Below are 4,748 nucleotides of genomic sequence, written 5' to 3'. Positions count from 1 at the left end.
ATGCCACACTGCGCGCTCTGGACGGCCTTGCCAACGAAATCGCGAAGTTGCCCGAGCCGGGACGCGCCCGTCCCCTCGGCATCCACCTTGAAGGTCCGTTCCTCTCGCACCAGAAGCGAGGCGTGCAACCTGCCGAACATCTTCTTGCCCCCAGCATCGCCACATTCGATCGCCTCATCGACGCTGCTCATGGACATGTGCGCCTGATGACGATTGCGCCTGAATTGCCCGGAGCCATCGAGCTCACCGCACACGCAACTTCACGCGGAGTCCGTGTATCCGTAGGCCATTCCAACGCCACTGCCGCCGAAACGCGGGCAGCCATCGCCGCTGGCGCAGTCAGCGCAACCCACACCTTCAACGCCATGCGCCCCCTCGATCATCGCGAGCCCGGCATTCTCGGCATCGTACTCACAAACGACGACCTCTACGCTGAGCTCATCTGCGACGGCATCCACACCGATCCCGAAATTGTTTGCCTGTGGTGGAAAGCGAAGGGTCCTCAGCGCGCCATCCTCGTCACCGACGCCATGTCCGCCGCCGGAATGCCCGAAGGCGAATATCAGCTCGGCGGCTTCGCAGTTCAGGTTAAGGACGGCCGCGCAACGGCCCGTGGTGTCCTCGCCGGCAGCGTTCTCACGCTCGATCGCGCTCTCTCGAACTTCATCAAATTCACCGGCGCAAGCATCGAGCAGGCTTTGTGTCTGCTGTCATCAAATCCGGCCACGATGACCGGGCTCGCTCATCGAGCAGGAACCCTCGCTCCGGGGAAATCCGCCAACCTCGTCGCGATCGATGCCACTGGAAAACTAGTCGGCTCAATCGTCGGTGGCCGGCAGGCAAACTGAATTCCTGCTGAGCTCACACCGTCACTTGGTCGGCGAGGGCGTTCCGACTAATCCCGCTGCCTTCGCCAACTGCTGCGCACGCCAGACCGCACCTTCAATTCCCGCAACTTCCGTTTCGCGAATCTGCATCTCCGGCGCGCCGGCATGTAAGCCCGCAAAGAATTGCTCCCGCACCAGCCGCGACTTGCCTATCACGCTGCCGATCCACGCTACTGGGACTTCCTCCGTAACATGATGCTTGCGGCGCAGCTTCGCACGGACCAGAAGCACGCTGTCAACCAGATCCAGCGCCGCCTGCTTCAAAACACCGAGCGCCACCACATCGCCCGCCTCCGCAAGCTCGCTGATCGCCGGCGCAAGCGCTGCAAAATCCGGTCCCGGCGTGCTGTCCCCCAGGTTCACCAACTCATCAATCGACTTCGTCCCCCAGATACCGCCGACAACTTCGAGAATGCGCGTCGGCTCTTCGCGATCGAGCGCCTTAAGCCCCCTCCTCACCGCGTGTAATCCAATCCAGTAGCCCGAGCCCTCATCGCCCAGCCGCGAACTCCATCCACCCGCGCTCTCGCGCCCACCGTCCGGCGCGCGGCCAATGCAGTTCGAGCCAGTTCCTGCAATCTGGAGAATCCCCGGGCCGCCCTTGAAAGCTCCATCCAGCGCAATCACTTCGTCGCCCACAATCTCCGAGCGATCCACCCCGAAGTCGTCGAAGACCGTGGTAATCCACTCCTTCACGCCCGGCATCGAAGAACTCGCCACACCCGCCGAGGCCGCTTTGACTCCGCGCACTCCCGCCTGTGCAAACACATCTTTCATTACGGCGCGCAGATTGGTCTCTGCTGCCTCTGCGCCCACACGCAACCGCTTGATGGAACCATTCTCCGCAAACGCCAGCACTCTTTCGCCATCAACGATGGAGGCCCGCGTTCTTGTGCCTCCGCCATCAATTCCCAATACTGCGCTCATCGTTCCCTTACTCCTGTTTTAACTCCCCCGCGCCAGCCGTCTCGCCGCCGTTATCGCGCAACGTCCCCGCGAGGATGTTGAGGCTGCCGTCGATCTTCGGGGTCTGCAATCCAAGCATGTGAGCGATCCACGGATACAGGTTCACATTGTTGAACGGCGCTACGGTCTTGCCACGCACGATGTCAGGACCAGCCGCGAAAAAGCTCGCCTTCATCTCCGGAACCTTGCGCGGATCGAAACCGTGCATCCCCGGCTCCGGCGGATAGTCGGGTCTGCCTCCTTGCGGTTTGTGCGCACGAATTGGATATGGCCCTGTCGCAACAATCACCGGGTCGCCTTCGCGCGGATTCTGGTTGTACTCAAGCCCTGCCGGCACGTCCTTACGCCGATATACGACGAACTCCGATGACGCATGTTTCAGCTGGTCATAGACGCGAGCGCGGTCTTCTTCCGTCTTGCCGTAAAGCAGCGGCCCCACAGTTTCAAAGCCGCTCAGATCGGCAAACTCATCCAGGTTGATCCAGCCGCCTTCCTCCTTCACCATGCCGTGATCGCTCACGACGACAAGATCAATGGGAAGCTTCGTCGAGTCGAGCGCCTTCCTCAGTTTTCCGATCATCGCGTCCATCTTCAGCGCGGCTTCCTTGGTCTCTGGTGCGTCGGGTCCGTACTGGTGTCCCTCATGATCCGGCTCTGAATAGTAGATGGTGATGAAGTGCGGCCTCTCCGCCTCCGGCATCTTCAACAGGGCGACTGCATCATCAATGCGCGCCTTCTCCTCTTCGTCGCTAGCCTGTGTTTTGTTATCGAATACCGCGTACCAGCTAGGCCGATGCCCCGCAATCTCCGCTTCTGAACCTGGCCAGTACAGGCACGCTGCGTGCATCCCCTGGCTCTCCGCCAGGCTCCACAACGGCACACCGCTATACCAGCTGCCATCCTGCACTGCCTTGGTATCCGAGATTGCATAGCGCGCGTGCTTCGTCTCGTCGTAAAAGCCGTTGGCCACCAGCCCATGATGTTCGGGATACAAACCGGTCACGATCGTAAAGTGATTCGGGAAAGTCAGCGACGGATAGCTCGGCATCATCCCTTCCGGTGCCCACACACCCTTCTTCCCCAGCGCCAGCAGATTCGCAGCGTGATCGTTTTTCGCGTAATCCCAGCGAAATCCATCGAGCGAGACCAGAACAACATAATGCGCCTTCCGCGTCGCGGCAGAGTTCTCACCATTCTCAACATGCACCAGCGGCAGCGCCGGGTTTCCACCCGCGATCGGCTGTGCCTGCTGCGCTACCAGCGGCAGCGCCAAAGTCAGAGCCAGACACACCATCGCCGAACGCTTCAAAGCGCTTAAAATCATTCTCGATCTCCCGCATCAGCTTATCGCATTGCGTACGGCGTGTATTGAGCACTAGTTGCGATCGCTCTCCACAACAGCATCGGGGATCAGATCTAAATCAAAACGGTTGCGGGACGGGGCTGGATTCCGTTTCAGTCGGACGCTCGTGACCCCCATGTCCTCACAATTCAGCGTCGTGTGGTGAATCCACGTCCTAATGCTCTTGTCGTGCCGCAATGCTTGACGAATCTGCAACCCAAAGTAGCCGGTGTTGGTGTTAACGAAGCCGGGTGTTATACCTCGATTGCGTCCGTGCCCATGTATCAGGTAGAGATACCGCTCTCCCATCTCCCAAGACTGCTGAACTACTTTACTGAGCACACCACTCCTGACAATTTCGGCTGGGTGGTAACCGTGCAGATCAATCGTCACTGCCTTATTCTCCGTCTTCGCCGCGCTACTCGACGTTTTGCAATTCAATTCTGGTCAAAAGCGGAAGATGACTCCATTGATCGGGATGTCGATTTCTTCCAGCATCGTGCTCGCGGGCACCTCAACTTTGGAGCCCTTCGGCTTGCGAAGGAACACGTACCCCGATGCTCTCGAGCCCTGTTTCACCGTAGTGATACGGAGAAAGACCGGCGGATGTGCCGGATCGATCTGCGGCAACGCTGAAGCTTTTCCCACCTGGTTCCGCAATTGAAGCAGACGAGATTCTTCTTCAGATTTTGTACCGGCATGCGGGTCGATTGGGCCCATTGCTTCGGGATGAGTTGGCGGCGGTGAGGCGCTATTGCTTTCAGTCATGGAACCTGACCCCGCTGGGCCTCCCTGCCTGCCGAGGCCCTCGGGAGGAGCACCTCCGGGTTGACCATAGCCTCCGGCCTGCATGCTGGCGAGGGTATCCAGATCATGAGCCTTATCGAACCAGTGAAAACGCGTGTGAGCAGCGTCGGGGTAAAGGGCAGAGATCGCTTTCGGATTAACGTCTGCTTCGCCAGGTCCAACCTGGGCGACCGTGATGAAGACAGAGAACTCGCCGTTATTCCAGTTCTGCGGCATGGTGATAGCCACGGTCGTCCCTTCGTAGGTGGTCGCAAGCATCGGTTGGTCGCTGACCGTGATCACCTTACAATGCTCGGCGTCGGCGCGGTTGAAGGTCACGATTCTCTGACCGTCAGGCGACTGCGCAAGCGCAGCGGAAAGCAGAAGTGGCAACGCGATAAGTTTCATGGTCGTTCACCTCGGGACAGCACTTACAACGGAATTGTCCAGCATTTCGGCTCGAAAGTTTGTAACGACTTGTAACGGCTACGCGAAAGTTTGCTGGCTTCGAGTGAATCACCGCCCGTGCAGGTAGTCACATTGAGTTGTGGCCATTCCGTCATGCTTCACCTTCGCAGGCAGCCAGTTGATGCGAACATCCGTCAGGCGTATCTTACCGCCATGTTGAAAAACCGTTCCGTTCCTGTAGACTTTGTGCTTCCCCATATCACCTACCGGAATCTTCCCCAGGCCATTGGCTGGCTCGCAGTGACCTTTGGATTCGTCGAGCACTACCGCTACGGCGACCCTGTTCAGGGCGCGCAATT

6 protein-coding genes are annotated in these 4,748 nt (G+C 59.0%); 2 read left to right on the top strand and 4 right to left on the bottom strand.

Annotated elements, in window-relative coordinates:
* Positions 1-848 (top strand): N-acetylglucosamine-6-phosphate deacetylase (nagA, locus tag WA354_RS02300; RefSeq protein ID WP_472811395.1); only part of this gene is annotated, 848 nt, incomplete at its 5' end.
* A 21-nt stretch (positions 849-869) separates the two neighbouring features.
* On the opposite strand, the gene WA354_RS02295 is transcribed toward nagA, so the two are convergent.
* The 4 genes from WA354_RS02295 to WA354_RS02280 are packed head-to-tail and all read right to left on the bottom strand — an operon-like array spanning position 870 to position 4,389.
* Positions 870-1,814, bottom strand: coding sequence for an N-acetylglucosamine kinase (locus tag WA354_RS02295; protein ID WP_472811394.1), 945 nt, complete (start codon positions 1,812-1,814; stop codon positions 870-872).
* A 7-nt stretch (positions 1,815-1,821) separates the two neighbouring features.
* Positions 1,822-3,177 carry an alkaline phosphatase family protein gene (locus WA354_RS02290; RefSeq protein ID WP_472811393.1) on the bottom strand — a complete coding sequence of 452 codons (1,356 nt, stop codon included), beginning with the start codon at positions 3,175-3,177 and terminating at the stop codon, positions 1,822-1,824.
* A gap of 51 nt (positions 3,178-3,228) precedes the next feature.
* On the bottom strand, positions 3,229-3,588 hold the full coding sequence (locus tag WA354_RS02285) for a Smr/MutS family protein (protein WP_472811392.1): 360 nt from the start codon (positions 3,586-3,588) through the stop codon (positions 3,229-3,231).
* A gap of 54 nt (positions 3,589-3,642) precedes the next feature.
* Entirely contained in the window at positions 3,643-4,389 is a 747-nt protein-coding gene (locus tag WA354_RS02280) for a hypothetical protein (RefSeq protein WP_472811391.1), read from the bottom strand.
* Between the two features lie 153 nt (positions 4,390-4,542).
* Between WA354_RS02280 and WA354_RS02275 the strand changes: the two genes are divergently transcribed.
* Positions 4,543-4,748: hypothetical protein (locus WA354_RS02275; protein WP_472811390.1), on the top strand; the 206-nt coding region annotated here is incomplete at its 3' end.

The sequence above is a fragment of the Occallatibacter sp. genome (assembly GCF_049802275.1).
GTDB lineage: Bacteria > Acidobacteriota > Terriglobia > Terriglobales > Acidobacteriaceae > Telmatobacter.
This window is presented reverse-complemented; position numbering and strand designations above follow the sequence as displayed.

Bases quoted from the DNA above. Each gene is read 5' to 3' on its own strand.
- WA354_RS02295 (WP_472811394.1), bottom strand. From the start codon at position 1,814: ATGAGCGCAGTATTGGGAATTGATGGCGGAGGCACAAGAACGCGGGCC.
- WA354_RS02290 (WP_472811393.1), bottom strand. From the start codon at position 3,177: ATGATTTTAAGCGCTTTGAAGCGTTCGGCGATGGTGTGTCTGGCTCTG.
- WA354_RS02280 (WP_472811391.1), bottom strand. From the start codon at position 4,389: ATGAAACTTATCGCGTTGCCACTTCTGCTTTCCGCTGCGCTTGCGCAG.